We start from the raw sequence: 25,855 nt of genomic DNA, 5'->3' as shown, positions 1-25,855 counted from the left end.
CATCAAAATGCTAATAATATAGCCAAATGTAATGAAGTACGATCTCTTACCCAAAACCAATTCCCCTCTTTCCCAACCTCAGATATGCATTATTGACCCAGCCTTAGCTCTCTCTGTCCACGGAGTCCCTCTAATTCAACAGTTAGGAGAAGTGATGGAGTTATGGGTAGTACGAGAACTTTGGCATATACTTGACAGTTCTTCCTTTTACTTACAGCATCCAGAATTAATTACTCCAAAAGGAATTAACTCTTATAGAACATCCAAGCAAGAACGTGTTGCACTGGAGGAAACCCTTTGGTCACTTAAGAGATGGGAACAATTCCGTATGGAGAATGACTTAGCAAGACTTAATTTATTTTGGCTAGGAGATAGCCTTAGAGAATCTCTCCTCCCAAAAAATAAAAATCTAGAAATCTTTTGGCAATGGGAAGCGCTTACAAAATCCCTCGATAGTCAACTTGACGAGTCTCAAACTATAGACTACATTTTACCGCTTGCCTTCCGCGATACCATAGCGCTGGCTGCAAGTTTAGGTTCTGCTTTCATTCTGACTTATCAACAAAAAGCAGATTTTGAAAAAAACCTTCCTCCAGAAATTTGCAAAGCTCTACATTTTTGGGGCATCTCTTGTCAAGTTCTCACACCTAAAGATTCTTTTGTCTCAGTAGAGCGCGATTATTTGCGACAATTACTGGTTTCTACTGGTACTATCAAGTTTCTTTGGGCAGGATTACACTTAACAGTTTTGCATCTGTTCGTACCAGAATCTCCAAAAGCTAATGTATTATCCCAAAATTTACCATTTACCCCATCTGACTTAACTGAAAATAGGGCAGACAGTCCAAAATTGCAAAATAAACCTTGGATAGGTGCTAGAGGTTTTTGGTATTTAGTATAGTTGTATACAATAATATTTCTTATTAATGACATGTAAAAGTTTTAACTATTCAAACTGAAATCTTAAATTTTAATTACATCATGCTTTTAACTTGATCAAGCTGTTAAGCTATAGTGTATAGTGTCAGTATTCTTACTTGTTACGGAAAATCTTGAAGCAACTATCCAGTCTTATTTTTAGGCAACCTGATTATTAATACATTTGTTTTCCCGCAGTTTTTATGTTTTTAGATCACGCCTTTGGATTCTTCTGTACATCTTTATGACTGTGCATAAGAACCAAAAATGTGCTGTATTAACCTAAAAATAGCAGGGATAAGCATAAATCATAAAAACATCGGGGGTTGGAAAAACTTTAAAACGGTTTTCTTCATACGTCATCTAGATTCCAAAAACATTAAGTTCCTGATCAAAAAAGTTTCTGCATATCTTCTCATCTATAGACCATTCAGCCTGTTAGGTACATATCAGCCTCAAGCCCTTAATACCTAAATTTAGAGTTAAGAAAATTATGCAAGGACACGTTGATCAAACTTCTAGTATTTTTGCTGGAAACTTAGTCTCAGATTCCTATGTCATTAGTAAGTTTTTTATAAAAAACTCTGGTTTTCTTATTATTGCAGTTGAATCGCCTACAGAAAATAGCCAACAGTTTACTTCAGAGGTTATTATTGACACTATTTCGTTTTCTGTAGTTGGGCATTTTGAAGCTGATGGAAATCACTATGCAATTGTAAAAACTCAGAACACACCAGAAGTTATAGATCCTAGCCTAATTAGTATTTTAACAGGACGAGAGTTGCAAATTGCTGCTCTGGTTGGTTTAGGTTCATCTAATAAAAAAGTTGCTAACCAACTTCAAATCAGTGAGTGGACTGTTTCTGCTCACTTACGCCGGATTTTTATTAAGTTAAAAGTAGATAGTCGCTCTGCTATGGTTTACCGCTGTTCTTCACTAGTTAATCGTTTACACCAGTTACGCACAATACAAGAACAAACATCGGCAAGTAGTCAATCTGGAAACGTTGCTCAATCAGCTATGAACGACCAAACTTTTGATCCTGATATAGCAGAAATTGATCGCTTACTTTGCTCTGCTCTTACAACTTCAGGTATTACGGCTGATTGATGCTCTCCTGATAGTAGGTTGCGTTCTGAAATAGCATTTAAAAATGAAGGGGCGGGGGAGTACATGAAGAATGATTCTTAATCTCCCTCAGCCTTGAGTTACTTAATTTTTTTGTGCAACTTTGTATAAAAATTGTTGCAAAAAAGGTGCAAACGTTGAGAGGTATCGGAAAGAAGAAGGCGTTCGGCATCGTTAATCCTTCCACTTAACCAACACCCCATCCACGATCGCAACCCCCCACTGTGGAAACTTCGCCAGCAACTTCTTCATCACAATCTGCAAAGCAGGATCGTCAGCCCAACACTCCTGCAAGAAAATCATCTCCTGGATTTTCGCGCAATTGTTCTGCCATTTTCAGCATCTTCAGCTTCTCCATCCGTCAAGGTCTAGCCTTAGACCGAGCGACGACGGACTTATACGACCATTATCTAGTTATACTTTCTCTTTGCTAGCAAACAAGCTTTTCAATCGTTTTTCTATTAGTTCAGGTGAGATGTCTTCTTGGTGAGTCGCAATCCACCAATGATTTCCGCTCGGATCTTTTATCCCCGCATTGCGATCGCCGTAAAACTGATCTTCTGGCTTCATGATTGAAGCCCCGCCTGCTTGAAGCGCACGGTTGTAAGTTGCGTCGGTATTCTCAACATATAGGTAAATTGAACTTGGCATTGGCTTAAATTCATCCCTTGCTTCGCTCACCATTACTACTGAGTCACCAATTCTCACTTCGGCATTTATGATGCCACCTTGCGGATGTAGAGTACGACGAATTTCTTTTGCTTCAAATGCTGAAGTGAGAAACTCAATTAGGGTTGCGGCTCCTTGCACAACAAGGTATGGCGTAACAGTATGATATCCATCAGGGATTGATTTGACTGCCATAATTGTTGCATTTATTATGCAGAACAAATGTATTATACAGAGTCATAATCAAGCTGTCTAGGAACTTCTGGCACTTTCTTAGCATTAAAAATGCCGCACCATGAAGCTTGAACAAATAATGCTTCAGGATTTTGAGCAGATGCACAACCCTACTGCGACATCGGAAACCGCCGCATCATTTCCGCCAACGCCACCGCCTCACCATCCGGTGTATACACAACTTCCCCCGACATAGTAATCACAATCCGCTTCTGCCTAGCCCACTCAAACCAAACTTTCACAGCAGATTGAACCTGCGCTGACTCCGGTTTTCTATCCTCCTTACAAGCAGCCACAAATATAGCTTCCGGCGACTTGATACCCTTGCAAGTCCGCAGTGCTTCTTTCAAATAAGCGATCGCCCTCGGTACATTTTCCCAGCATCGCTTAATCGTGCGTTGAATCAAAATTATTTTGCGTACAAATACTAGACTTTTAGTATAAAAAATAATTTATGCTAAATAAACAGCAAATGAGTATTTAAATTTTCTAACTTCAATAACACATGAAAGAATTTGGGTTAACTCTGGAACAAACCAGGATAATGTTCAGCTATCAGTATCATTTAGTATTAGCAGACATAGATAATGAAAGTAGTTTTGCAACAAAAGGATTTAAGCGAAAATGGTTATCTCTATGGAAAGACTCTACAGAGATTTTCTTGAAAAGTCAGGCTGCTCAAAATCCAACTATTAAATCTGATTTGCAACTTTTAACTGATTTCCCAATACTTAAAGATTTAATTAACGAAATTAAGGATGAAGCTGGAAATAAACTAACTCTATGTTTAATATTACTAGAAACAACTCTTTTTAAACCTTACTACTCGCTTGGTAACAGTACTAATGACGATAATCTAAAAAATTTAAAAATATTTAATGAAGAATTACTTGTCAATAAACTAAAGTTTTTTGCTAGAACATTAGATATAGACTCAAGTGTTGTTATACGTTTTAAATCTCACTATGACGAAGCCATACAAGGTATTAAAGGTGGCTGGAATCCTTTACTTATAGGTGCAATTGGAGCTATTGTACTGGCAGTTGTAGCAGCATTTTTTACTCCCGCTATTGCCGCTTTGTTAGCCCCTATATTAGCACCGGGTTTATCTGGCGCAGCAGCCGTATCAGCAGTTTTAGCTGCTCTGGGTGGTGGAGCGATCGCCGCAGGTGGTTTTGGGATGGCTGGCGGTTTTGCAGTAATTATTGCTGGCGGCGCAATTCTCGGTGCTGGTGCTGGTGCTGGGGTTGGTGCTGTATTTGCCCAATCTCCAGACTCGGCACTAACACAAGCCGCCAAATTAGAAGTAGTTATGAAAGAGATTGTGCTGATTCAGAAAGATATCCGTTTAGCTCAGGAAATCATTAAGGAACAGAGACAAGCTATTCGTTCTCTTGAGGATCAAAAAGACGATCTTTTACTTAACAAGGAGAAAAATAAGCAGAAAATAGAAAACCTGGAAAAGGCTATTGAGTACTTAAAAAATGCCTTGAAGAGAAACCAAGATTTACTATAAATATAATATGCCTACAGTACTAAACTGGGATGATGAGTTTTCAGAATTATTCCAAAAAATTAGAGCTATTAACTTAGATTTTCGTATTATTTATACTTTTCAACAGAAAGAATCAGATGTCTTAGCAAACTTAGAAAATGAAATTCTCAGTATAGCTGAAGAGATAGGTATTTCTTCAGAAGAATTAAATAACATATTAAATACTCCTTGTAAAATATCTCAACCATCGAACGATTTACAGTGGGATGATAATTTTTTCTTAAATTACAATCCTTCACTTGTGGAAAGCAAAATAAAAGAAGAGGTTCTGAAAAATCCCGATTTTCTTCCTACCTTATCTACTTTAGATTATATAATAGTTGCTTTATCTGGGCTAATTGCTACAATTGTTGATATTTTAATTGTCAAAATACCTAAAGACATTAATTACTTAGGTAAGTATCAACAACAAGGCAGCAATTTTACTCAGTGGCTAAAAAATTTAGGAATTGATGAAGAAGGAAAATTAAATCTATTCTTGAGGTGGTGCGAAAACGTATGTAAAGTCCCGTATGACCAAAGTATTAATCCTGAAATTAAGGGTTTCACTCCTAAAACACATAGGTTATTGAGCCTTGGACATGATCCATTATTTGGTCTTATATTTGGAACATTAGATATTTTAAACGGCACACTAACTGCTTTCGATACTAATGGCAAACTTCGCATACTAAAAACATTTGATATTTTAACAGCAGATAAAGCTTTCGCTCCTCTAATTTGGCTAGGTCATATAGTTTCTGATGTATGTACTAAGGCAGGAATCCCTATACCAGGATGGGGATTCCTCCAACTTCTACAATTTGGTTCCTTTGGCTCAAATCAAAAAACCATAGCAGACATATCTGGATGGATGTATTTAAATGGATATGATTTAAGACACTTTATTACTATGTCAACCTCTGTAGCAGTCATTGAACTAATAGTAAGAGGTTATCACTATTTATCTTGTTTAGAAAATCAAGAGCAACTTCAAAACTTTAAGCATACTTCTATTGGATTAAGCGAAATTGCTAAAATCAAATCAAATTTAAAGCTACACAAAATGTTGTTTTTAGCTCATGGTATGGCAGCTAGTGGAAATCTTCTAAAAATATTTATTTATTCAGGTAATCCTGTGGCAATTAATCTACCTCAGTGGCTAAGTTTAATGAAAGAAAGTGTACATATAATTCAAGCCAGTGCTAGAGATACAACATCTGAAAAGATTATTCGTAATCGTGAAAAAATAAATGAAGTCTGGAAAGAAATTATGTAAGTGCAATCGCATCCTTCACCCGTGTAATATCTATCATAAGCGTGCGACTCGTTCAGTATTTCTCGACCATTTCATCTTCACTTATCAAAAACCTTTGGGATGAGTTATGGGCGAGGAAATATGACAAAAGCGATCGCTACTCCTCCCAATCCACCAGCACCCCATCCACAATCGCAACCCCCCACTGCGGAAACTTCCCCAGCAATTTCTTGATCACAATCTGCAAAGCAGGGTCATCATTCCAGCACTCTTGCAAAAAGCCAAACCCCGGATTCTCGGACGAATTCACCGCTCGATTCAGTTTTTCCCTTCTTACAGGTCGCGCATTTGACCGCGCTACAATCGCCTCATGTGACCATTTTTCAGCACTGAGGACAGGCACGGGGGAACAAGTACCTTCATGATCTGCTTTGACTCCTACACCAAAGACTTGATTTTCTCCCAATGAGGAAGCAGAATAACCCTGTCCTACCTGCTCCTGAGTTTGATTAGCGATCGCCAAACTTGAAGAAAATTCATTTTGGGCGACGGGCGCGGCGGAACAAGTACCTTCATGACAGTCTTTCGGTTCAACGCCACAAGAGAGGTTTTCAGCCAACAACGAAGTAGGTTGACTTGGTGCATCATCCACAAGCGCTAGCGATGTACAGTCATTCGCCGTAGGCGAGTCTTTCTCATTCTCTGACACGCTTTGAACAAACTGAGGCGATGCGCCCCCCAAGGGCGCATGAGCCGTCTCTTCAACTTGCAAAATCTCATTTAGCGTGTCAGAGACACAGCTAACGAACTCAAATGATGAGTTCGTTAGCTGTTCCTGAGCAGTTTGTGAGGTTTCCTGAAACCTTTGCTCTGAATCACTTGGACCTAAAATAGATGCTTCGTACAAAGCACGCATTTCTTCACAGCCAGCATCTTTCTCTGAATCCCCAGTATTTAGTTCTCGTTTTTCAGAATTTAGTTGCTGATTTTCAGCATTGGCTTTCTCCCAAAACTCCTTCATCCGGCTACCGTGCAAATTTTTCACCATCCAGCTAGCTGTTTCTCGGCCATCTTGAATCGACTTATCCGGCTTAAAAATGAACAACCCGCTTTCGGAGAGAATTTTCTTTGCAGAGATAAAAGTACTGTACCCCAAAGCTGAGGACAAAGGCATCCACCGAGAACCATAAGGGTCAGCAGTCCAACACTCCTGCCACAATTGCGTAATTGAAGGCTTTTGTTGCGATGCCCATAACATATCCTCGATGGGAATAATCACATGAAGCCGCTTATACGGTGACTGTACTTTAGCGGCAGCAGCCTTTTTGGGTTTGGGTTTTGTAATAGTTGCGGTCATCTTACAATTTCTTATTTATATTGACGCACGGAAATTTCCCCCACTGTGATGCGGGGCTTGGTACTTGTATTTAGTTGTCTAAAAAGTCACCGATACACTGAAAGCCTATTGAGATTGCCAGAATCGCAATTCGTCTCGGAAATACCTATCAGTCTTTTTCGATTGCTCCTTCCAGCAATCCCATGCAACCACTACTTCCTCGCCTAAATCCTCTACAACCTCGCCTCTTTCCACATACAAAGTGCGGTATGGATCAGCATGGGCAACAATAGAGCCGATGCCAATAGTGTCCGGTTGAGAAGATGTTTTCTGGAGAGCAGTAATTAAATCAGTCTCTTGGGTTGTTAATTCCGCCCAGTAATCTGATTTAATCACTTCGTACTCTTGGGCAATATTCCAAAACTCTTGCCAAGTACACCCAGGCTTTGCAAGCACCCGCCGAATATCACTAACCGCTTGGGGTAGCATTTCCAATTGCTCGGCTCGATATGCGATCGCTTGCTGTGTGGGTTCGCTTCTGAGAATGATTGCCGCAGCTTCGAGTGCTTGGGTATTGTTCATCGCACTGGCGAGATTCTTTAACGCCATGCCCATGAGCCGCAAACATTCTTGGGCATTTTCCTTGGGTGGTTCAACTGCTAGTGATCGCAAATCAATTGTCTTCTCCAAGGCTTGCTGAACTTTCTTGTTTAGCGCTTTAGCCCCTTGTTTAGTGTAAGTATTCCCCCAATCTTGTCCAGTTCTAGGCTCTTTAGCGTTTTCCAAATCCTGAATGCGCTGCCTAAGCTGTTGGTTCTCAGTCTCCAGCTTTCTCAACCCCTCCATTTCATCCAGCCGTTGCTGTAACTGGATGTTTTGCTCTTTCTGTTGTTTGAACAGTTGTTGCAAGGATGAGAGTTGTTCTTGTACTTGTTCTTCGGCTCTAGCTGTGACTTCTGAAAGCAAGCCAATCCTCAGTTCTTGCTCTAGGCTCTCTAACTCTTGTTTATGGCGTTCTTCAATAGCAGCGATCGCTTCCGTATATTCTGATGGATAGTTCCGTCCTCTGGAAAATGGGACACTAGCAGCATCTAAATCAGCATTGTTGATCAACAACCTCTCGCCATCAGCAAAGGTAACAATCTGTTGCCAGCGATTTGGTGCGTCTGCCTCAATGCTTCCCTCTTCCCCATACCTTGGGTGTGATTGTTGTGAAACCGTGACTTTAGCAAATTGAGGAACCACTGGTTCTTCAAGTTTGGGAACCATTGGTTCCTGAATAGATTGTTTTTTGCGTGGAAGTTGAGGAACCACTTTTTGGGCGGCAGCAGCAAAGTCTGATTCACCAGGGGAAGGGTTATCTTTTAGAGCAAGGGATACAGCAGCTTTAAGTTTTTCTGGTTCCTTAACCAAGCGTAGTAGTGGACGAGCCTGACGCTCATTTTTGATGTGTCCGCCCAACTCGCCAACTGCGTCTATGACCTTTTTAGCTCCTAGCAGTTGGTTGATTCGTCGGTATCCACCCCAGGCGTATAATTCACGCTGGCAGTATTCTTCAAAGCTTTTGTATCCAGCTTGCAGGTAAAGCTGCTGTTCCCGCATCTGGAGGATTTCATCTACCACTTGCCACTCGAACCTATTGATGGCAGTAAAGGTTTCTTGGATGCTGGTGTTGACAACACTGTAATCGAGTGCTGTTGTTTGTTTTCTGTCTAGTGTCAGCATATCTCTTGTTCACTATGGTAAATGCCTAAAAGTTGGGGTGTTGCAGTTTAACCAAAGTGAACCCAGCAGCTGATTTGGAAGGTTTTTCCAAAAATATGTCAGCATTATAATTAGCTCACTTTGTGGTAAACGGATTGAGCAGGCGATCGCATTGCTGTGACGGGCGGCGATCGCTTTTGCTATGCAGCCGTTAAACAGGCTTGATTTTCAGCATCAATTGCTGAAGACTTTCGGCCTTGACTTAGTGCGCTACTCTTACTGCTGCTGTTAGGGTTTTCAGAAGAGGCAGAAGTATCTGAATCTTGGGTGTAATCAATTAAATCGAACGGAGTAATCTGCCTATCTAAATCGTGCGCTAGACGATTTAGTGCGTTACAGAGATTATTTAGGGAATGACCATCCAAGCGTGGCATTGTTTTGGCTTTCCGTAAATTTGATACTGAATTAGCACTGAGATTTAACTCATTGGCAAGATCACCCGCCTTGATGTCATATCTTGCCATTACCTCTTTTAGTTTCCACTTAATCAAAGTCTGATTCACAAAAATCAACACCTTAAATGTACTCCGCTACCTAACACTAGTACAAATGTTAGCACTCAGACTTTGAAATATACAAAAATAATCAATATATTTACAAATTAAACTTATAAAAATACAAGTTTACCTCTTGACATCAGGCTGTATTCCAAGTTAGACTTGTAATTAACAAGGAGGAAAAAGTGTTATGCCTCTCCAATAAATAAAGAAGCACTAAAAACTACAGAACTTTGACAGCACAATCCAAAGTGACTGCTTGATGAGTAACCGAGGCACTGGCACAACCAGAGAAGGCGAGGGGTACACAGCATGGAAATGGATTTGCACTGAATAAGAAATTACCAACAGGACGACGGACGGCAGTTGAAGCGTTTAAGGTCGTACACGTCGCCTGATACGCTGTATCTCCTGTTTTGGTACCACTCAAGTGCCACTGGCTTTGAGTCACAAATATATGGCTACGCCAAATCAAGTTTGAGAGCGTTGTGCGAAACCACAACGTCGTTTGCACACATAACAAAGGCGACCGCCCACGTCTGGTAAACAAAGCGATCGCCTTTTCCCCTATCACGGAGATCAATATTATGACTTACGAAACACTAACACAGCAAGCAATTCCTACTTCTTTTCGTGACGAACAAGCCACAGCCCAAGCAGAACTATACACCCACCTCGAATCCCAAGCCGAAGCTGTAGCCCCCACCCAAGATCCTCTCACCAACAGAGACCGCCGCATCATTGGCGAGATTATCGAAGTCCAACCCGAATCAGTTCGCACAATCTGGATCGAAGGCGGAATCACAGTAGGGGTGCAGTTTGTGGAAGGCGGACGGCTCCCCTTTGACCACAACTGGTTCGCTACAAGAGTGGCGCAAGTAAAAGCGACTCTACCAGAGACACCACTAGAACGTAACGAACGTTTAAGCGATGAACTGGAAACAGCTTGCACTGCTTTTGGTTTGTACCACGGAGAGATTGACTGGCTCTCGTTCAGCACCAAACTCTACCAATACGGGCGTTTTGTCGGCTTCGTCGGGTGCAGTCAAGAAAGTTGGTACGCCAGACCAAGACAGTACGGACTCAATCGCGTGGCTGCTAGTGCTGAACAAGTGATTGCGTCGTTGGGAGTTCGAGCGGTAGTAGCGGCTTAGTTGCTGAAGTGAGGAAGGGCGATTGCACACCAAGCAACTGCAATCGCCACCTATATGCAATTACAAATAATCATTACACATAGCCCAGCAAGTAACATCACACTTTTAGATCCGAGTTTCTATGACTGCTAAGAGAATTTTGTGCTACCTCCAGCAGATGCGAACGCAGAAGTGTAAGAAATCCCTAGCCCTAAAAGTGAAAAAGGCGATCGCACACCAAAAGAATTGCAATCGCCGCACAAATCAAATTTAAACAATCGAAATCATCATGGCATATTGCAATATGATTAGCCCATTTTCTCTTCAAGAAACCCAGTTGGATGATCCAACAGACAAAATTCTCCTGCCTCCAACCGACCCCAGCGCAGAGGTCATAGAAATCTCTGGTTACAAACTGGTTTACGTTAATGGAGCCTGCCCCAGGAATTATCGAGTGTACAAAGCTGATTCAATGATTGGGGTGGTATTTCAACACATCACCCACTGGTCTAACGGAGTGGATTTTCTTCGATATGCCGAGCCGGTTGATGCAGCAGTTGAATTGGATGAATTTTTGAACGTGGCAAAGATATCAAGAACGGCTACAGAGCAACCGCTCACAGAAGAAGAGTTGCTAGACAAAGAATTTGACGCGCTAACGAGTGACGAGTGGGAGCGGTTAAAGAGACACGTTCCAGAAACTAGAGATTTAGTTGCAGCGTAAGGAAACGGGTGGGCAGTAAGACCCACCTGTAACTGAAGAACAAAGCTAAATTATCAGTTTATCGGAATAGAACAACACAACTCATCGGATAAGCCAATGGAACCGATAGAAATACTGAAAACTTTCAACTCGTGCTACCTGAAGATTCAGGCGATTGCCCAAAACGAAAATTGGCTTTTGTTGATTGCAGACAAGAAGATTGACCCAGAAGCAGCAACTCATTTGGGCGATGTTCTGCACTACTTGGGCGAGGCAATGGGGTGTGTAGAAGAAATTGTTGAAGTCAAGTTTAATCAGGAAGCAGAGTAATGAAATTCTATGCAACGAGTATTCCTCAAGCTTTACCAAGTTGGGCAACTATTATATCGAATAATGCAGGTTTGATTGAGGTAGAAATCAATGATAAAGACCCTGGCTTCCATTCAATTATCGAGGAATTATCTACCGAAATAGAGCCAGGAATTATCGGTGTAAAAGCTGGTGATTTATGCCAAAGACTCAGCATTGAGATGGTTGATAGTAATGAAAAAAATTGATAACCAAAATGAAATTCACAACTGTATCTGTTAGCTACTCCAGAAAATTCAATCTCGGCAATTTTGAATCACTCGATTTAGGCTGTTCTCTATGGGCGCAAGTCGAGGATGGAGAAGACGCGGATGGAATAACCCAATTTCTCTATCACCAAGCCAAGGCTTCGGTAAAACAAGCGGCAATGCCTGTGCTAAAAGCCTCAGAGTTTCAGATTACTAAGGCTAAATCTAGCAAAAAAGTGTCGGGCAATGTTAACGAAACTGATTGGTAAGAATTTGGAGCCGGACAATGCAAGAATTAATCAAAGCTTTAATCAAAGCAAAGGCAGAGTTTAACCCCATTCAAAAAGACGGTACTAATCCTCACTATAAACGCAAATATGCAACTTTAGATGCTGTTTTGGATGCTGTCACTCCTGCGCTTGGTAAACATGGATTAGTAATAATTCAAACCACCGAAATCTTTGAAGGTAAAACCGTGCTACGGACTCATATTTTTCATCAATCTGGAGAGAGTATCACCAGCACCTATCCTTTACCTGAGATTGCTGATTCTCAAAAATTTGGTGCAGCTTTGACCTATGCACGACGATATGCGGTTTGTGCAATTTTATCGGTGACTGCTGATGAAGATAATGATGGTGAAGGTGCTGGTACTCCTAAAAAGGCTGACCAACCGCACAATAATATTAGACCCAGGAAAGACAATCAACAGTATAGAGTTCAGCCACCAAAACAAGCTATAACTCCACCATCAATCAACCCAAAAGATTTGCGAGTCAAAGAAGTTCGCACACTTTTAAATTATCCACTCGATTTAGTCAAAGAGTGGCTGCATTCTCGAAATGTTACCAGTCCGAGTGAGCTTGATTCTGTTCAGATTGACGAACTAGTGAAAACCATGTGTTTGGCTTGGGCTGGTAATAAGTTTGGACATCCGAATCATGCTGCTAACTCTTATCAAAAGCACATAGTTGATGCTGTAGCACGAGGTGTTTCTGAGATGGAAGCAATTCAAACATGGATGGAAGGAGCGCTTGCACAATTACCTGAACTTAATTGAATAACACCAATAGGAAAAATATCATGCCGCGAAAATCTACTCATCCTACTCCTACTGATAATTCCTCACTATGCATACAATACCTGCGTCGTTGTGGGGGTAGCGCTCGATTGTGTCATATTAACTTCAGTTTGTCAGTTATTCAAACCTTGATCAATCAAAGAAAGGTAAAGATTAGCAATATTGGTGCAGGGTTTTTTATTGAATTGGAGGATTCCAAATGACTAATCACAAACAAGTTGTTTACCAATCTCAATTAGACTACAAGAGTAAAATGGTTCTTCGCCGCCGTATTAGGAGAAGATTCAACCCCAGGATTTTCATTGATCGCATCATAGAAACAACTGCAATTGTCTCTCTGCTCAAGACTTGCTTTTCAGGAGTAGGGGCAATGGGATGCTGGGGAATAGAGATTGCTACGAGTTCTCATTACTGGCAGCAACAGAAAAGTATCTGCTTGGGTGCAATGCTGGTAAGTTTTTCTGCCTTCTTAGGGACTTCTTTAGTCGGAGCAATCTTCAGCATTCAACGAGATAAATTTTAGGGGAAGAAACAACGATGGAAATCAAATTAACCACATCAGAGATTCGGACTATCTTGCAAGGTTGCCAACATACATTGCGGCTTGTTGGGAGTAGTAAGGATTATCGCAGGCTTCAATCGTCAGAGCATTTGTCTACATCAAACGATGTAGTTCTAAATGATGCGTTCAATGTTTTAGAGGAAATAGTAGATGCAATTGATGGTGTACAGCAGGCAACTCAACAGTAAGCAGAAAGAATCTAAATTTAAAGGAGAAAAAAATGACATTAACATTAGATAACCAGTCTCAAATCAGAGAATCTTCCTTAACTCAAGCATTGCGGCAGATACAACAGTTAAACTCCAAAATTGCTGTGTTAGAGCAGCAACATCAAGATTATGTGCAGAAGCAACAGAATTTGATTGCTGCGATTGCCGAAATCTGTGTTTCTCCAATGCAGGAAATACAGGCACTGCGGATTCTGATTTATCGGGGAGAGACAGCCTGTCGGCAGTACCTGCGTTCAGTGTTGGTTAAACAAAGTCAGACTTCAAAATGACCATACGGAAAATCATTTGCCCAGTTCGTATAAAAGAGCCAAGCATAAATTAAAGCGATCGCTACCGGACAAAGAAGGCGATCGCTTCTGCCAGAAATGGCAGTTACCCCAAAACTTAACTTTTGAGCTAAAGTATGACCGCACAAACTGAAGAAATCAAAGAACTTGACCCATTAGTTTTTTGTGAAATTTGGGGATTAAGTTTTGAAGAGGCATCAGGATATTTAAATATTAGAGCCAGAACAATGACAGCTTATGCCTGCAAAAAATCATCTAGAACTCATCGTCAACCATCTTCGAGAGTAAAAGCTTTAGCCGCAATACATCATAATAAATGGTTGAAAGAAGGTAAGAGTTTTCGCCCCGAGGGAGCTTGGTAAATATCCCACTGAAAATTTATGAGTTATCAACAAAGTTGTCAACAAAGTTGTCAACTTAGTAGCTTGAACCGCTTGGTGCGGTTTTTTATTATAAGAGAGCAAGGTCAATAGACAGTCAATAGACACTGGTCATTGATATCCACATGGACATCCATATTGATATCCATATTGACACTTAGATGCTACGGATATTGACTATCTTTTTGAGGCTATTGATACGGATTTGACTAAGTTCATGGAATCAGGATGGAGAAAACAACTTTTTAATCAAAAACAAAGCCAATCAGGGGTAAATCCCTTAGTTTTACCAATGTCAAAAGCGAAAGCGGCGAAAATTATAGGTATTTGTCCCCGGACATTGGAACGATGGGCAAAAGTCGCCTCTTTGATTCCAGAGTATAGATTAATACTTATAAGGATGCAGGCATTAGCTCAAGAGAAAAATCTCCGTGCTGCACCGATCACATCTTATCAAGTGTGGGTGATAGCAAAGATTGGTGAATTGTTTGGAGATATCACTCAAGGGATTGATAAAAAAGCTCTTGTCGAAGCAATTGTTGAAGCGAATAAAGTCCAGTACACCCGTGCCCAGTTTGAACAAGAACAACTGGGATTTACAGAAGAGGCAGAGGGGAAGGGAGCAGGGGGCAGGGAGAGTAAGTCAAGTCCAAAACTTTGCGTGGAGCATAGCGGAACATAAGTATGAAGCCCCGCCCTTAAGCGAGCGTTTATCTAGAAAAGAAGTACAAGCTCCGTCTCAGTCCATCCCCCTTGCTCCCTGCTCCCCTTCTTCTTTTTGACATCACACAGTTTAGGAGAAACACATCATGTCGGATAGCATATTTACTCGTGCAGAATTATTTGAATTATTGAGTGCTAACTACAAGCCAGAGCAAATCATTGCTGGATTAGAACAACTGGCTCAGTCAGATCCAGCTGTTGATCCAAATGCAGAAGAATTTCCTGTAGAAATCAGCGATCGCTTAGAAAAGTTGTTCAATCTAGCGCAAGCAACCCTCGACAAATCGAAGCTGTTAGGAGGTGAAAGCAATTTGGCGAATATACAAACTCAAGCTATAGAAAGTGTGAGTGAACAATTACATCTTGCTGGAGTCAGTCGGGAAACGTTTAAAGCGTTCTTGGACATTGTGGCAGGCAAGGCTGTTGCTCAAGCGCTGGCAGTTCATGAATTTGAGCAAGAATTGTTCGATGAAATCACGAGTGAACTTGATGCTCGTTCATTACAGCGACGCACAGAGCAAGGTTTTGATGAAATAGCGTTTATTTATCAGTTGGCCAAGAATCCCGAAATCAGGCAACAAATTACCCAAGAGTACGGGTTAAAGACTGGGGATGAGGTAAAACAAGAGGTTCAAAAACTCACTAATACTGCAACTTCTGGTTTTGACCCGGAAGCATTCTTACAAGAACTAGGAGTACCGACATCAGAAAAAAAGTCTACACGACCCGCGACAATTCAGGATCTGAAAAATTTGACACGCTCTTTGTTGAACAAGCAATTCCAATCTCCAGCTTAAAATGGCGCAAGTTCTTCGAGCAGAATCTTTTCGGATTCTCAATTATTTTTTTCTTAATTTGTATTGGGCTGTCTGTTTACATTCGTGTTGCTAATGCACCGCCACCCCAAAAAACGCAAAGTATCGACGGTCTTCAACAGTAGAATATTCCGGCTGAGTGCTTATGAAATACCAAAAGCAAGCCATGTTAGGATTATTGGGCATGGGGTTAATCGCAAGTCCTTGGTTATCGCAACTGCCAGCCCAATTCAAAACTTACAACAGTGGTATTACGATTCGAGAGTCTGAAGAACTAGAACGCATTAAAGCCGAGCAAAGGGCAGCGACCGCAGACAAAATTAACTCTCTTGGAGTTACGCCCTCATTTAGTAAGTTACGAATCAGGAACTATTTAGACTCAAAAAAACGTAACCCTAGACCTGACACTACAGGTTATTTAGAAGATGAGACAGTTTTTGTGTATGACTCAACTGGTTTATGTATTGGACGCATTGAACAGAGGCAATGGCGGTGGAAGTATAGATTCAAAAACGCTTGTAAGAATTCGCCACTGTACCAAGATTCCCGTGATTGATTTATGAAATATCTCACTCCAAACAAATCTAATTCACAACCAAAACCAGAATCATCACCACAAAAAGAGCCGAAAAAAGGAGGGAGTGACTACTTAGAATTATTAGCTCGGTGGATTGTGGCATTAATCTCACTGCCAGTCATCTTTATCTCACATATCATTGCCCAATTCGTTACTCCAGGCACACCCGGATACAAACTGGTTGGTGCAATTGGTTTCTGGATTGGTACACTGCTTTCTACTGATAGCATCTGGCAAGTTTTATTCCAGGGAAAACCCCTCCTCCCGTGGTTTGAGCAAGAATGGATCGGTTGGATCGGTTGGTTACAATTACCGTTCAATGTGTTGTTTTGGATTAGTTTTGGCATCTCTGCATTAGTGCAAGTGATGGAGGCACGAACATTGCGTGGCAAAGACCCAAATCAAGCCAAGCATGAGTTTGAGGAATCAAAACAATACACACTCGGCAGTAAACCGAATGGGAATATCGACCTGACAGTGGCATTGTGGGGTGATTACAAGAAGGCTGGCATGAAAGAACGTCATACAGGGGGAGCGATCGCACTATTTTTCTGGGTTTTGGATCTGACTACTACCTTCGTTGGTCGTAATCCCTTCCGCTACACTAACCCAGGTTTAATCCTGGCTTGTTTTGCTTACAATGTAGCCTCAATGATGGCAGGCGAGATTGGTTACAGCATTTGGAAATTAACTAAGTAAGAGGGATTCACATGCAGCAACAAATACCAATGCTAGGAACCAAAGAAACGGCACTACTGCGTGACGACTACCCCAGCATTGAGTATTTGGAAGCTGGGAATACCGCCTCTTGGTTACAGGAGCGTCAAGATCAGTTATTAGTCCGCGCCAAAGATGAGCGTAATGGCATGAATCTTGCTAAGTTCATTACTTTAGCGACAGCGGCCGCTGGTGCAGTTTGCTATGCCACTTCCCCACTTGCTCCGCTCGGTGCAATGGTTGCAGGAGTGGGATACTTATGGTCTATTGTGCAAGACCTCAACGATACCCATCAATTTGCACCGATTCCCTTTATCCGTGGCGACTTCTTTACTTTCCTTTCGGCAATGGGTGATAGCGTCGCTAGAGTTGAATATTTTGCTAACCAAAATGAAATTGCTGACTTGATGCTTCACTTGGAGCCAATGGAGAAATATGAGTTCGCCATGCTCAAACAATGTTCTCATGTTGTGTGTGAATACCTGAATGCCGTTGACCCTGGGAAAAGATTTTATGCTTACCGTTGGTTACTTGATTGGTTTATTCAGCTACGTGGGCAGTTTCCCACCCGTGAGCAATTGTCTGGGCATTTAGCGCAAGTGACAATTGACCCGCGAGTTAACTACCAACAAGTAACAGTTATTCAAGAGGCCATACAACCGCAAAATCTTGGTATCCCACAAGCTCGATTTGCTCAATTACCAAATCATGCTGTGGGAGCAAGGTTTGAACAGGAAACAGGGCAGGAAGCTGGGAGCGGAGGGAAAATTTCTCCCATGCAAAGTGCCTCTTCCCCTTCAGTCAATACCGAAATCTCCACTTACACCTCAAAGCAAGAGACTGAATATGACTTAATCGCTCACATTGCTAAAAAAGTTACCAATATGCTGTGGGTTGGTGTCCCTGGTTCTGGCAAGGGTATCACCATTAGCAATGCAATCGATGCTATTAAGCGACTGCATCCTGGCATACACATCTTTTATATTGACCCCAAAGGTGACGAGAAAGAAACCGGTTATTTCAAAGGTCGTGTTGATACTTTTAAACGGGCTAAAATCCTAGAAATGTCTCCGGTCGAAGCAGTCTTATGGGTCAAAGAATGCTTTACCGAATTTCAAAATATCTCTGGCTCCAAGCTGATTATTTTGGATGAAGGAACGGCTGTCTGTTCCAAATTTAAAAATACCAAGGGTGAGATTGGTTGGCTCAAGGACAAAATCATCTCTTACTGTTCTTGCGGTGATAGTTCCGGTTGGCATTTCTGGATTGTCGTGCAAAATCCTCACACTGATGACTTGGGCATTTCTGGCGGACTGCGATCGCAGTTAACTTCAGTGGCGTTGGTTCATCCTGATAACGTTCCAGCTTACAACGCCATGATTGCCACTCAACTCATTCCCAGCGATCGCAAGATTACCTCAACCCAAGTAATGGAGATTGCTGCACAATCACCAGTCGGTAGAGCAGTGTATTACGGCGGCATCAATGAATGGATACCAATGCCTCTGTTAAAGAATTTCTCTGGTTATGACCGGGATACCAAAAACTTTATTGACTCTGCACCAAGTCATAAGCAAACCTCTCAAGCTGAAACTAAGGAGTCTTGCACACCAACAACCCAAGCTCAACAGATGTTGGCGCTCTTAGAGAAGACGAAAGCCAATTCCATTGATGAGTTTATCCAAACCGAGTTGAAATTAGACGGAGTTCCACCAGAGCTGATCCGAAAAGGAATTGAAAAATTACTCCAAAATTCTCCAATTAAATATAAGTTCAATCCTTGGAATAATCAAAACTGAGAATTTACATCAGGAGAAAGATATCCAACCGAGCGTTTCATCAAAAATTTCAAGCCGTTTTGATAATAACCCATTTCGACTTTCTGGTATTGGTTAGATATTTGTCAGCATAGCGGAAAGCTGCTGCCTTATCGTATTTTGCTATATTCAGCGCTTGTAACAATACTTGTAAAGGAATTGCCACCTGTGTGAGCTTTTCGGCTAATATTACTGACTCTTCTTCTGTTGCTGCTACTGTCGCTTCTAATGGTTCAAAATTTATTTGCTTATTTATACGGTTATCTAGCATTGTAGTATCAGCCATAAATGCACCTTTATGTGACTGTAAGCATAAGTTTGCCGGGGTGGCAGGTTTATGGTTTCAAATAGACTTACGACATCTTGAATGTTTGGGGTTTTTAAGAGACAATCTTGCTACTTCAGGTATTTTAGGGTGCATAATCCCTGAACTTTCGGCACGTTTATGCTTGATTTTTAGACTTTTGGCAACTTTTTGGTTTCAAAACTAAATGCTTTGACTGCGATCGCGGAACGTTAAATCAAGCCTTTTCGCTTGTTCTGCGGCAAGGTTATGCTTTCAAAAGCGGCAAACTTATGGTTACAGTGACACTTTAAAACTTGTATAATGCAGTTTTACTGAAAGGCAGCAGGAATGAATCCGTGTTTGTGCGGGACTTATTAATCAGCTAACTTCATGAATCCGCACAATTGCCGTAGCGAACGCATCTTGATTAAAAATCTCGTTCGCCATCTTTTTCCAAAATGGGTTGGTTATTAGGAGAATAAAAATGGTAGCTACATCTACAAGCAACGAACTAACAAAAGAGCAAATCCAGCGAGCAATTGACTTGATAATTGACCGGATGCCGCAACAGACAGAACTACATCAGGAAGCCTTAACAGCATTCCGACAAGGCAACTATGCATTAGACATCTCCGAAAACAGTTAAAGTCTTTGTGTGGCTAGGCTGTAGTCCCTAAATGCAATCATCTTAAATTAGCGAGTCTGTACGATAAAATAAGACTTTGAGATATTTTCTGTTGAGAATTAGGCAAAAATATCTGGTTATATGCGGTAATTTCAACCTGATGATATGGACGATATTTCTAATGGTAATATTAGCGCTCGAATTCGTAACCTTACTAATCCACAAATCGCCAAAATTACTTGCTTATATTTACAGGTATTTAACCTAAATCTTTCTTGGATAACTCGAAATATTTTGACTGATCGAATTCGATGTTCAACAAAGATTCGTTTAGATGAAAATATTTTGTTTTGTTCTTTCTGTTCTGTTGTTAGTTCTTGATTTCGTGGTTTTTTAATTGGAGTTGTAATTAAATCTTCTCCAATATATGCCTTGTCTCCTTTAAACCTTTGTTTGGCATCAAACTCTGAGCGATATTCTCTAAACATTGTTATATCGCTTTTTGGCCCAGGTTCACCTGCCACAACATCAACGATATCACTAGCATCAGGTAAAATAATCATTTGAGTTTTAAATGTATGATTACTCTTCTTAACTGAAAAATATTTTTTTTGTTCATTATTGTCTCCAGGCCTTTCTCTGACTTGTTCATAGCTATCTACTATTAATTCATATTCTGTGAGTATTTCTTTTACTACTTCATAGTCAGAAGCGTTTTTTTTTACTTGTTCAAGCAGACTGGATGGCAGTAATTCTCGCAAGTTGGGCAACCAATAGTTAAATGTATCATTGGCGGTAGACTCGCTTACTTCAAACTGAATACCTAGAAGTTGGAAGGTTGTTAGATGCCGGAGATACACCAAAGTTAAAATGATTTGTTCGGGAATAGATAATTTTGGTTTACGGCCTCCTCCACCAGCAATAATTCTAACTTTCTTAGATTCTAGTGAAGCTTGTTTTTCATGATGTAAACGTTCCGCATTTAGGATTAATTGTTGTAACTGTTCATATTCCAGCCCTATTAACCTTTGTGTTTGTTTAGGATTCTCTTCAATGTAATTCAGTATATTGCTCATGCTCCTGTGCCAAAATCACTCTTTAATGTTCTTTTATCACAGAATGATACTATTTTGGAGATGTCTATTGGTTAAACGACTCGCTGCGTTCAACCCACTTGACAGATATTGCAAAGCATTAAGCTTTATGGGTGGAGCGTTCAATCCGCAAGCCATAAGCTCCGGCAATACATTTACGATACTTAATGAAAGCATCCTGAATGTTGCCGAACTAGCTAAAGAGCTTACTGCTACAGGGCTTGGGGCAGATATTGCACAAATATTTGGTTAATAACCAAGTGCGATCACCACTCCAAATCTCATGGCGATCACACTTCCATAGCTAAAATATTTTCAAAAAAGAAATTGATTACATTACCAAATAAGAAAAAAACACAAAAAACCTTTCCGGTACCATCCATTTTTTCAAAGCCTTATCAAGAAGTGGAATTTCTGGAAGTAGAAGAGAGTAGTATTTCTGAGGCTGATTTAGAACAGATTGTGGCAATTGTTGCGGCTACTGCTAGTCCTCCAACTTCTTTTGCTGCTATCAGAAACAGCCGCAAATGGGGTGAAGAGAAAAAGAGTGTTCTTTACTTAAGGAATGCCTTGTCACAATTGATTGACACTAACCGATTGTGCGGAAATGAGAAAGATGGTTTTAGCATTATTAACATTAACCAGTAACATCGGTCACAGTTCCTGTTGAATTGCGGTCGAGTTCCGGTCAAGTTCCGGTATTTAAAAATGAGCGATAGATTAACCATAGCATTGCAAAAATTAGCCATAAGTCCAGTTAAGCAAGACAGATTGGCAAACGATCGCCTAGAAAAATAGTGCGACGCTTCTTTACTAGAAATTATCAATGAGCTTGAAAATTATGCCATAAGCCATCAATGCATATCAGACGAAAGGGCTAAACCCAAAAATCAGTTGATTATCGTTTGCTGTTATGGCTGTCTTTGGGGTGCAGTTATCGGAATTGCAACGTTGTTTATCAAGCCCAGCGAGACTGTGGCAGCGATTGGGTTGGGTTTTACGGCTGGGGTAAGTTGTTGTCTCACAGTGATTGCTCATCCCAAGGGTGCGATTGCTAAGGACTGGTATGATAACCCAAGGTGTTTGTTTTTCACTAGTGTGGTAAAACTTACTAGAGCAAAAATTCAAACCTAGTAAATTCGTTGTTGTTGAAAATTTTGGTTTACTTATTTACGCCTGTTTCAATCATTACAAACCTACTCTAGCTTATTTTGCCGTTCTAGGTTTTTCAATGCCTGTAAAAGCAGGGCTAATTTTACAATTTATTATTTAGAAAGCTTACTGAGAAAGCATTTCTAGCTCAAAAGAAGCAAGATTGTTACATGACAAGCTCTAAGGGAAAAAATACTGTAATATGTAACAACTGATGTCGGCGCTTGTTTTGAATGGGTGCGACGGCAGAGGATTGTGCTGGCGATGTTGGGTGTGGTTGTTTATAGTTCTTCTGGCTTTTTCAGCTAAGTCGTGAAACAACGAAATAGTAAGGGTTTCACACTATATACACTACGAACGGATAATAGCTGGACTTTTGTATTAACAACTATGAGCGTTACCTGATAAAGATTTTAACAATTCTTGAGAAGTCCAGATCCAAGCCGTTTTGAGTATATTATTTTCAACAAATTAGTTTTAATGACAATAAATTACGAGATCAGATAGGACTTTTGAATAGAGGTGTAGTAAGCGACACCGATAGCGTAGCGTTAGCGACGCAGGAGCGTCGTAGCCCATCGTAAATATCAATGTAGGCATCGCTTCGTCAAGGAGATAACGGATGGGAGGAGGAGTGAAAAACTACACTGTGCCCCGATATTTTAGTTATCTTGATAGATGCATTCTACGTGTTTACTTGCCTTCACATAGATTGTTTTTTCTTGGGCACTTACTCAAAAAAGTGTTTTTTATTCGCTCTCATTCAAGTTTGACAACTTGTCATTTGACATCTCTGCTACAAAAGGCAAACATTTTAGTAAGGAGGTATTTAAGAAAAAATCAAGAGCCATGCTTTCAATTTAGTACTATTTTCTATTTGACTACAGTTAATTTTCTAATTATCCATTTTTTATTAAAAAGTATTACTGTTAGCACAAAGTATGATATTTAATTAATAACAAAAAAAGTATTACAGCTACTAAGATTTGCCAACTATTTTTGGTAGTTGGAAGTTCGTCGCTGTTCAAACTACTTTAGTGTGAGGACGTTGAGAAATTCATGAACCAACTGTATCTACTAAGGAATTTAGGGCTAGCTATAGTCATAGTAGCGATTTTCAATCAGCAAGCATTAGCAGAATCTAACACTAAAAAAACAAGTCAGACAGCAGAACTAGTCACTATTAAAGATATTCCCCAAGCTAAAAACATCCAACATCCTTACACCAATATTAAGGAGTGGCTAGCGCAGCAAGAGCAATCGAGTCCGATTATTCAAGTAACAGGAGTCAGGCTAAATCAAACACAAAGTGGTCTAGAAATCATTTTAGAAACATCTGTTACATCTGACAAGCTGCAAACTTCATTTAAAAGTGAAGGTAATACCCTGACTGCTCTGATCACCAATGCTCAATTAAAACTGAGTAGTGGTAATTTTTTGCGCTCTGAAAAACCCATTGCGGGAATTAAGCTCTTACAAGTCACAAATCAGAATCCTGGTACTGTCCAAGTAACACTGACAGGTGAAGACGGATTACCAACAGCCGAGCTGTTTGACAGCGATGAAGGTTTGGTTTTCGCGGTGACACCAGCTGTAACCTCAGCAGAGAAGCCCACCCCTAGCCCTTCCCCCTCTATGGCACCCCTACCCACAGACGAGGAAAGCTTACCATTACCTAGTAGTGAAACACAGCCTGCAAAACCATCAGATGCTGGTGAAGAACCCATTGAGCTAGTAGTAACGGGAGAGGGAGAGGAAGGGTATCGGGTTCAAGAGTCAACTACCGGAACTAAGCTACCTGTGCCGCAACGCGACCTACCCTTATCAGTACAAGTAGTACCACAAGCCGTGATTCGCGATCGCGGGCTGACACGTGTGGAAGAGTTCACTGAAAATATCAGCGGTGTGACTCGCTTCCCTGGCTTTCCGTTTGCGCCCGGATACCGGGTGCGGGGCTTCGGGGAAAGTTACCAACAACTCCGCAATGGTTTTCCAGACTCGGCTTTTATCAATCCACACGGGTTTGCGAATGTCGAACGGGTAGAAGTTCTTAAAGGTCCAGCTTCGGCAATCTATGGGGGAAATTTTGCCTTCGGTGGTGTTGTAAACACAGTCACAAAGAAGCCCTTAGATCAACCATTTTACCAACTGAATTTCACGGCCGGGAACTATAATTTTTTTCGTCCAGCATTCGATATAGGAGGTCCTCTCACCGCAAATGGTTCTCTCACCTACCGTTTGAATGCTTCCTACGAATCCGCAAACAGCTTTCGGGATTTTGTCTTTAACGAGGACTATTTCATTGCGCCAGCTTTTACCTGGCGCGTTAGTCCGCGAACAACGTTAACAGTAGAATACGAGTATTTTAAAATTTCTAATAACATTTTTGGTGCTAACTTTCCACCAGAGCGAGAGTTTTTGCAAGTGCCTATTAGCAGGTACCTTAGCGAACCAGACTTAGGACCCACTACGGGAACAACACACTGGGGATATTACGACTTTGAACATCGCTTTAGTGATAATTGGAGATTTCGGCAGGGGTTTAGCGTACTCGTTGCCGATCTCAATATTGGCTCGGAACGATTGGCTAGCACTGCGCTAGAACCGAATCGGCAAACGCTCAACCGTGAATCCGTTAAGGGACCGCAGAATAATCAACTCTACACGCTGCAAAACGAAGTCATTGGCAAGTTCAATACTGGCTCCGTGCGACACAATCTTCTCTTTGGCGTGGAATTAAGTCGATTTGTCTATCCCTATACTCGGAGCAGCGCGCCTCTGGCTTCCATCGATATCTTTAATCCTGTTTATGGTGCTAGGCCTGGAGCTTACACTCTGTTGGACTCTGCGGAATTTGGCAACGATAGTCTCGGAATTTACATACAAGACTTGGTTGAGCTTGCCTCAAATCTCAAGGTGTTAGGTGGCATTCGTTTTGACTCCGTTTATTCCTTCAATGAAAATAGACTAACAAATGAGTTGACAGACCGATCGGATACAAAAATCTCTCCCCGCGTGGGCATTGTCTACCAGCCAACGAATTCTACTTCTGTTTATTTCAACTATGCACAAGCCTTCGCTCCCAACACTGGTTACATCACCCGGACGGAAGAATTATTACAACCGCAGACCGGAGACCAGTTTGAGTTTGGACTTAAACAAGATTTCTTCGAGAACCGAGTTTCAGCAACCTTGGCGTTTTACCAGATTACCAGACAGAATGTACCAACAGCTGACCCTGACCCGGAATTTCGAGACTTTTTCAGTGTTGCAACGGGCGAACAACGCAGTCGTGGAATTGAATTGGATATTGCCGGAGAAATTTTGCCAGGATGGAATATCATCGCTAGCTATGCTTACACGGACACAGAAGTAATAAAGGATACGAACCCAGAGATAGTTAGCGATCGTTTGCCTGGTGTTCCATATCATAGCGCCAGTTTATGGACGACTTATGAGTTGCAAAGTGGAAATTTGCAAGGATTGGGATTTGGCTTGGGGCTAACGTATGCAGAAGATGCTGAGGTGATACTACCCAATACTTTCAAAATTCCCTCTTACCTCAAAGCAGACGCGGCTCTTTTCTACCGTCGAGACAACTATAGATTCGGGCTAAATTTCAAAAATCTCTTTAGCACAAGATATTACGACGTTGATAACGGCTTTGCGTTGATTCCTGGAGCACCTCTGACAGTGTTGGGAACGGTGTCTATCAATTTCTAAATTGAGTGTATCCTATGAATCGCAAGACAGTATCGAATTTAGTAACACTCTTAG

Annotated in this window: 35 protein-coding genes; 26 read left to right on the top strand and 9 right to left on the bottom strand. The window is 41.1% G+C overall.

The genetic code is table 11. From position 1 onward, the window contains the following. The first annotated feature begins 31 nt into the window (after nt 1–31). A complete protein-coding gene (locus H6G96_RS30920) occupies nt 32–901 on the top strand; it encodes a hypothetical protein (RefSeq protein ID WP_190916736.1) in 870 nt (289 codons plus the stop codon). A gap of 510 nt (nt 902–1,411) precedes the next feature. After that, nucleotides 1,412–2,029, top strand: a complete 618-nt coding sequence (locus tag H6G96_RS30915) for a LuxR C-terminal-related transcriptional regulator (RefSeq protein ID WP_190916734.1) — start codon at nt 1,412–1,414, stop codon at nt 2,027–2,029. 192 nt (nt 2,030–2,221) lie between these two features. On the opposite strand, the gene H6G96_RS42520 is transcribed toward H6G96_RS30915, so the two are convergent. From H6G96_RS42520 to H6G96_RS30900, 3 genes are all read right to left on the bottom strand, one after another. Beyond that, entirely contained in the window at nt 2,222–2,350 is a 129-nt protein-coding gene (locus H6G96_RS42520; protein ID WP_277932989.1) for a hypothetical protein, read from the bottom strand. Between the two features lie 111 nt (nt 2,351–2,461). Continuing rightward, on the bottom strand, nt 2,462–2,911 hold the full coding sequence (locus tag H6G96_RS30905; protein ID WP_190916732.1) for a VOC family protein: 450 nt from the start codon (nt 2,909–2,911) through the stop codon (nt 2,462–2,464). A 149-nt stretch (nt 2,912–3,060) separates the two neighbouring features. Then, on the bottom strand, nt 3,061–3,357 hold the full coding sequence (locus tag H6G96_RS30900) for a hypothetical protein (RefSeq protein ID WP_199339803.1): 297 nt from the start codon (nt 3,355–3,357) through the stop codon (nt 3,061–3,063). A gap of 98 nt (nt 3,358–3,455) precedes the next feature. Here H6G96_RS30900 and H6G96_RS30895 point away from each other — a divergent pair, with 98 nt between their 5' ends. Together H6G96_RS30895 and H6G96_RS30890 are read left to right on the top strand one after the other, a co-directional pair. Beyond that, nucleotides 3,456–4,466, top strand: a complete 1,011-nt coding sequence (locus H6G96_RS30895) for a hypothetical protein (protein WP_190916730.1) — start codon at nt 3,456–3,458, stop codon at nt 4,464–4,466. A gap of 7 nt (nt 4,467–4,473) precedes the next feature. Then, nucleotides 4,474–5,763: a hypothetical protein gene (locus H6G96_RS30890; RefSeq protein ID WP_190916728.1), complete on the top strand. Its 1,290-nt coding sequence runs from the start codon at nt 4,474–4,476 to the stop codon at nt 5,761–5,763. A 136-nt stretch (nt 5,764–5,899) separates the two neighbouring features. On the opposite strand, the gene H6G96_RS30885 is transcribed toward H6G96_RS30890, so the two are convergent. The 4 genes from H6G96_RS30885 to H6G96_RS30870 form a co-directional block, all read right to left on the bottom strand. Further along, nucleotides 5,900–7,099 (bottom strand): hypothetical protein, encoded by a 1,200-nt coding sequence (locus tag H6G96_RS30885; protein WP_190916726.1) that lies wholly within the window; start codon nt 7,097–7,099, stop codon nt 5,900–5,902. A gap of 105 nt (nt 7,100–7,204) precedes the next feature. Further along, nucleotides 7,205–8,803 (bottom strand): hypothetical protein, encoded by a 1,599-nt coding sequence (locus tag H6G96_RS30880; protein WP_190916724.1) that lies wholly within the window; start codon nt 8,801–8,803, stop codon nt 7,205–7,207. 179 nt (nt 8,804–8,982) lie between these two features. Continuing rightward, on the bottom strand, nt 8,983–9,345 hold the full coding sequence (locus H6G96_RS30875; protein WP_347242295.1) for a helix-turn-helix transcriptional regulator: 363 nt from the start codon (nt 9,343–9,345) through the stop codon (nt 8,983–8,985). Between the two features lie 217 nt (nt 9,346–9,562). Continuing rightward, the gene (locus H6G96_RS30870; protein ID WP_190916722.1) at nt 9,563–9,913 is read right to left on the bottom strand and encodes a hypothetical protein; all 351 of its coding nucleotides are present in this window, start codon (nt 9,911–9,913) and stop codon (nt 9,563–9,565) included. A gap of 13 nt (nt 9,914–9,926) precedes the next feature. Here H6G96_RS30870 and H6G96_RS30865 point away from each other — a divergent pair, with 13 nt between their 5' ends. The 17 genes from H6G96_RS30865 to H6G96_RS30790 all read left to right on the top strand — a co-directional run bounded on the left by H6G96_RS30865 (nt 9,927) and on the right by H6G96_RS30790 (nt 18,903). After that, nucleotides 9,927–10,493, top strand: coding sequence for a hypothetical protein (locus tag H6G96_RS30865; protein WP_190916720.1), 567 nt, complete (start codon nt 9,927–9,929; stop codon nt 10,491–10,493). Nucleotides 10,494–10,761: 268 nt separating this feature from the next. Continuing rightward, nucleotides 10,762–11,196 (top strand): hypothetical protein, encoded by a 435-nt coding sequence (locus tag H6G96_RS30860; protein WP_190916718.1) that lies wholly within the window; start codon nt 10,762–10,764, stop codon nt 11,194–11,196. Nucleotides 11,197–11,292: 96 nt separating this feature from the next. Further along, nucleotides 11,293–11,505, top strand: coding sequence for a hypothetical protein (locus H6G96_RS30855; protein WP_190916716.1), 213 nt, complete (start codon nt 11,293–11,295; stop codon nt 11,503–11,505). Then, nucleotides 11,505–11,732 carry a hypothetical protein gene (locus tag H6G96_RS30850; RefSeq protein WP_190916714.1) on the top strand — a complete coding sequence of 76 codons (228 nt, stop codon included), beginning with the start codon at nt 11,505–11,507 and terminating at the stop codon, nt 11,730–11,732. Before H6G96_RS30855 ends, H6G96_RS30850 begins: the two co-directional genes overlap by 1 nt. A gap of 8 nt (nt 11,733–11,740) precedes the next feature. Then, nucleotides 11,741–12,001: a hypothetical protein gene (locus tag H6G96_RS30845; RefSeq protein WP_190916712.1), complete on the top strand. Its 261-nt coding sequence runs from the start codon at nt 11,741–11,743 to the stop codon at nt 11,999–12,001. Between the two features lie 17 nt (nt 12,002–12,018). Beyond that, nucleotides 12,019–12,792: an ERF family protein gene (locus H6G96_RS30840; protein ID WP_190916710.1), complete on the top strand. Its 774-nt coding sequence runs from the start codon at nt 12,019–12,021 to the stop codon at nt 12,790–12,792. A 23-nt stretch (nt 12,793–12,815) separates the two neighbouring features. Continuing rightward, the gene (locus H6G96_RS30835; protein WP_190916708.1) at nt 12,816–13,016 is read left to right on the top strand and encodes a hypothetical protein; all 201 of its coding nucleotides are present in this window, start codon (nt 12,816–12,818) and stop codon (nt 13,014–13,016) included. After that, nucleotides 13,013–13,336 (top strand): hypothetical protein, encoded by a 324-nt coding sequence (locus tag H6G96_RS30830; protein ID WP_190916706.1) that lies wholly within the window; start codon nt 13,013–13,015, stop codon nt 13,334–13,336. The genes H6G96_RS30835 and H6G96_RS30830 overlap by 4 nt, the downstream gene beginning before the upstream one ends. Before the next feature lie 14 nt (nt 13,337–13,350). Further along, nucleotides 13,351–13,563 (top strand): hypothetical protein, encoded by a 213-nt coding sequence (locus tag H6G96_RS30825; protein WP_190916704.1) that lies wholly within the window; start codon nt 13,351–13,353, stop codon nt 13,561–13,563. 32 nt (nt 13,564–13,595) lie between these two features. Next, entirely contained in the window at nt 13,596–13,874 is a 279-nt protein-coding gene (locus H6G96_RS30820) for a hypothetical protein (RefSeq protein ID WP_190916702.1), read from the top strand. 16 nt (nt 13,875–13,890) lie between these two features. After that, on the top strand, nt 13,891–14,025 hold the full coding sequence (locus tag H6G96_RS42515; RefSeq protein ID WP_277932987.1) for a hypothetical protein: 135 nt from the start codon (nt 13,891–13,893) through the stop codon (nt 14,023–14,025). After that, nucleotides 14,009–14,254 (top strand): hypothetical protein, encoded by a 246-nt coding sequence (locus tag H6G96_RS30815; protein ID WP_190916700.1) that lies wholly within the window; start codon nt 14,009–14,011, stop codon nt 14,252–14,254. The genes H6G96_RS42515 and H6G96_RS30815 overlap by 17 nt, the downstream gene beginning before the upstream one ends. A gap of 235 nt (nt 14,255–14,489) precedes the next feature. Continuing rightward, complete coding sequence (locus tag H6G96_RS30810) at nt 14,490–14,954, top strand: hypothetical protein (RefSeq protein WP_190916698.1); 465 nt, start codon at nt 14,490–14,492, stop codon at nt 14,952–14,954. A 127-nt stretch (nt 14,955–15,081) separates the two neighbouring features. Next, entirely contained in the window at nt 15,082–15,792 is a 711-nt protein-coding gene (locus H6G96_RS30805) for a hypothetical protein (protein WP_190916696.1), read from the top strand. Between the two features lie 163 nt (nt 15,793–15,955). After that, nucleotides 15,956–16,366 (top strand): hypothetical protein, encoded by a 411-nt coding sequence (locus H6G96_RS30800; RefSeq protein WP_190916694.1) that lies wholly within the window; start codon nt 15,956–15,958, stop codon nt 16,364–16,366. A 3-nt stretch (nt 16,367–16,369) separates the two neighbouring features. Further along, the gene (locus H6G96_RS30795; protein ID WP_190916693.1) at nt 16,370–17,086 is read left to right on the top strand and encodes a hypothetical protein; all 717 of its coding nucleotides are present in this window, start codon (nt 16,370–16,372) and stop codon (nt 17,084–17,086) included. Nucleotides 17,087–17,097: 11 nt separating this feature from the next. Beyond that, a complete protein-coding gene (locus tag H6G96_RS30790) occupies nt 17,098–18,903 on the top strand; it encodes a hypothetical protein (RefSeq protein WP_190916691.1) in 1,806 nt (601 codons plus the stop codon). Nucleotides 18,904–18,952: 49 nt separating this feature from the next. Here H6G96_RS30790 and H6G96_RS30785 read toward each other — a convergent pair whose 3' ends face one another. Further along, the gene (locus tag H6G96_RS30785; protein ID WP_242063459.1) at nt 18,953–19,207 is read right to left on the bottom strand and encodes a hypothetical protein; all 255 of its coding nucleotides are present in this window, start codon (nt 19,205–19,207) and stop codon (nt 18,953–18,955) included. A gap of 484 nt (nt 19,208–19,691) precedes the next feature. Here H6G96_RS30785 and H6G96_RS30780 point away from each other — a divergent pair, with 484 nt between their 5' ends. Then, nucleotides 19,692–19,853 carry a hypothetical protein gene (locus H6G96_RS30780; RefSeq protein WP_190916689.1) on the top strand — a complete coding sequence of 54 codons (162 nt, stop codon included), beginning with the start codon at nt 19,692–19,694 and terminating at the stop codon, nt 19,851–19,853. Nucleotides 19,854–19,984: 131 nt separating this feature from the next. On the opposite strand, the gene H6G96_RS30775 is transcribed toward H6G96_RS30780, so the two are convergent. Continuing rightward, on the bottom strand, nt 19,985–20,908 hold the full coding sequence (locus H6G96_RS30775) for a transposase family protein (RefSeq protein WP_190916687.1): 924 nt from the start codon (nt 20,906–20,908) through the stop codon (nt 19,985–19,987). Between the two features lie 67 nt (nt 20,909–20,975). Between H6G96_RS30775 and H6G96_RS30770 the strand changes: the two genes are divergently transcribed. The 4 genes from H6G96_RS30770 (at nt 20,976) to H6G96_RS30755 (ending at nt 25,801) form a co-directional block, all read left to right on the top strand. Then, nucleotides 20,976–21,179, top strand: coding sequence for a hypothetical protein (locus H6G96_RS30770; RefSeq protein ID WP_190916685.1), 204 nt, complete (start codon nt 20,976–20,978; stop codon nt 21,177–21,179). A 74-nt stretch (nt 21,180–21,253) separates the two neighbouring features. Further along, the gene (locus H6G96_RS30765) at nt 21,254–21,574 is read left to right on the top strand and encodes a hypothetical protein (protein ID WP_190916683.1); all 321 of its coding nucleotides are present in this window, start codon (nt 21,254–21,256) and stop codon (nt 21,572–21,574) included. Between the two features lie 246 nt (nt 21,575–21,820). Beyond that, nucleotides 21,821–22,060, top strand: a complete 240-nt coding sequence (locus H6G96_RS30760) for a hypothetical protein (RefSeq protein ID WP_190916681.1) — start codon at nt 21,821–21,823, stop codon at nt 22,058–22,060. A 1,077-nt stretch (nt 22,061–23,137) separates the two neighbouring features. Continuing rightward, entirely contained in the window at nt 23,138–25,801 is a 2,664-nt protein-coding gene (locus H6G96_RS30755) for a TonB-dependent siderophore receptor (RefSeq protein WP_190916679.1), read from the top strand. The last annotated feature ends 54 nt before the right edge of the window (nt 25,802–25,855 follow it).

This window comes from Nostoc sp. FACHB-892 (assembly GCF_014698795.1).
Lineage (GTDB): Bacteria > Cyanobacteriota > Cyanobacteriia > Cyanobacteriales > Nostocaceae > Nostoc.
The sequence above is the reverse complement of the archived record's forward strand: the minus strand, read 5'-3'. Positions and strand labels throughout refer to the sequence as shown.